The 2903-nt window shown below is 53.5% G+C and carries 1 protein-coding gene; it reads right to left on the reverse strand.

Annotated features, from left to right (window positions below):
- Positions 1-2903, reverse strand: a 2903-nt coding sequence (locus Q4551_RS16030) for a cadherin repeat domain-containing protein (RefSeq protein ID WP_303434923.1), incomplete at both ends; no start/stop codon positions are given.

Genomic DNA, 2903 nt, shown 5'->3' on the forward strand with positions numbered 1-2903 from the left:
GCGGTATACACCACCTGCCCAGCACCGCTGTTTTCATCGATGGCAGTCGCGGTATCACCAGAGGTAATCGTCGGTGCCACTTCATCCAGGTTATTGACCGCCAGGGTGACGGACTGGCTATCTTGTAAACCCGCGCCATCGGTGGCTGTAACAATAAAGCTGTAGCTTGGTTTGGTCTCGTAATCAGCGCCGGCCAATAAGGTGACTTCACCGGTGGCTGAGTTGATGCTGAAGTACGCCGCATCGTCGCCAGAGAGCGAGAAAGTCACACCATCAGAAATATCAACAGTGTCATCAGCAACAGCGGTATACACCACCTGCCCGGCACCGCTGTTTTCATCGATCGCGGTAGCGGTATCACCAGAGGTAATCGTCGGTGCCACTTCATCCAGGTTATTGACCGCCAGGGTAACGGCTTGATCGGTAAAGTTACCGGCCCCATCGGTGGCGGTGACGGTAAAGCTGTAGCTGGACTTGCTTTCGTAATCGGCATCCGCCAACAAAGTGACTTCGCCGGTTACCGAGTTGATACTGAATAGCGCAGCATCGGCTCCCGAGAGGCTATAAGCCGCTGGCGCGTCATTGGTTGTGGCTGTGTAAATAACCGAGCTGGCACCAGAGTTTTCATCAATGGCATCAGCCAACGTCCCGGAGTTAAATACCGGTCCTGACTCATCCAGATCATTGACCGCCAGAGTGACGGTCTGATCAGTGAAGTTACCAGCCCCATCGGTGGCGGTGACGGTAAAGCTGTAGCTGGACTTGCTTTCGTAGTCAGCATCAGCTTTTAGAGTCACTTCGCCAGTATTGGTATCAATGGTGAAGTAAGCCGCGTCAGTGCCGCCAAGGCTAAACGTTACGCCGTCCGAAATATCAGCAGAGTCATCAGCAACAGCGGTATACACCACCTGTCCGGCACCAGAATTTTCATCGATGGCAGTCGCGGTATCACCAGAGGTAATCGTTGGTGCCACTTCATCCAGGTTATTCACCGCCAGGGTGACGGTTTGATCAGTAAAGTGACCAGCCCCATCGGTAGCGGTGACGGTAAAGCTGTAACTGGCTTTAGTTTCGTAATCAGCATCCGCCAACAAGGTGACTTCGCCGGTGGCTGAGTTGATACTGAAGTACGCTGCATCTGCACCCGACAGACTGAAGGTGACGCCATCAGAAATATCAGCAGAGTCATTGGCAGTAGCGATATATACCACTTGCCCGGCACCGCTGTTTTCATCGATCGAGGTGGCCGTAGCGCCAGATGTAATGCTTGGTGCCACTTCATCCAGGTTATTGACAGCCAAGGTGACGGTTTGGTCGGTGTGGTTACCCGCCCCATCGGTGGCTGTAACAGTAAAGCTGTAACTGGACTTGGTCTCATAGTCGGCATCGGCCAACAAGGTGACTTCACCGGTGCTGGCATCAATCGAGAAATATGCCGCATCTGCACCAGACAGCGAGAAAGTCACGCCATCAGAAATATCAGCAGAGTCATCAGCAACAGCGGTATACACCACTTGCCCAGCACCTGAGTTTTCAGCGATCGCAGTGGCCGTAGCGCCAGAAGTAATGCTTGGCGCTGCTTCATCCAGGTTATTGACCGCCAAGGTGACGGTTTGATCGGTATGGTTACCCGCCCCATCGGTAGCGGTGACAGTAAAGTTGTAGTTTGGTTTGGTTTCGTAGTCGGCATCGGCCAACAAAGTGACTTCACCCGTGGCCGAGTTAATGCTAAACAAAGCAGCATCAGCCCCCGAGAGGCTATAAACCGCCGTCGCGTCATTGGTTGTGGCTGTGTAAATAACCGAGCTGGCACCAGAGTTTTCGTCAATGGCATCTGCCAACGTGCCGGAGTTAAATACCGGTCCTGACTCATCCAGATCATTCACATCCAGCGTCACGGTTTGATCGGTAAAGTTACCCGCCACATCAGTAGCGGTGACGGTAAAGCTGTAGCTGGACTTGGTTTCATAGTCGGCATCCGCCAACAAAGTCACTTCGCCTGTAGCAGAGTTGATGCTGAACAGTGACGCATCTGTACCAGACAACGAATAAACCACTGCCGCGTCGTCCGTGGTCGCGGTGTAAATCACCGAGCTGGCACCAGAGTTTTCGTCAATGGCATCCGCCAGAGTCCCGGAGGTAAATACAGGCCCCACTTCATCCAGGTTATTCACCGCCAGGGTGACAGTTTGGTCGGTGTGGTTACCCGCCCCATCGGTAGCGGTGACGGTAAAGCTGTAGCTTGGTTTGGTTTCGTAGTCGGCATCGGCCAACAAAGTCACTTCGCCGGTGGCGGAGTTGATACTGAAGTACGCTGCATCTGCACCCGACAGACTGAAACTCACACCATCAGAAATATCAGCAGAGTCATCCGCAGTGGCGGTATACACCACCTGCCCAGCACCAGAGTTTTCATCGATCGCGGTAGCCGTCGCACCAGACGTAATCGTCGGCGCTGCTTCATCCTGGTTATTGACTGCCAGGGTAACGGCCTGATTGGTAAAGTTACCCGCCACATCAGTAGCGGTGACGGTAAAGCTGTAACTAGCTTTTGTTTCGTAATCGGCATCCGCCAATAGCGTCACTTCGCCGGTGGCTGAGTTGATGCTGAACAGTGACGCATCGGTACCAGACAGGCTGAAAGTGACTCCATCAGAAATATCCACTGAGTCATCAGCAGCAGCGGTATACACCACCTGCCCAGCACCAGAGTTTTCATCGATCGAGGTGGCCGTAGCGCCAGATGTAATGCTTGGCGCTGCTTCATCCAGATCATTCACATCCAGCGTGACGGTCTGGTCAGTGAAGTGACCGGCGCCATCGGTGGCGGTGACAGTAAAACTGTAGCTTGGTTTGGTTTCGTAGTCGGCATCGGCCAACAAAGTAACATCACCGGTACTGGC

Source organism: Oceanobacter sp. 5_MG-2023 (genome assembly GCF_030548165.1).
Classification (GTDB): domain Bacteria; phylum Pseudomonadota; class Gammaproteobacteria; order Pseudomonadales; family Oceanobacteraceae; genus Oceanobacter.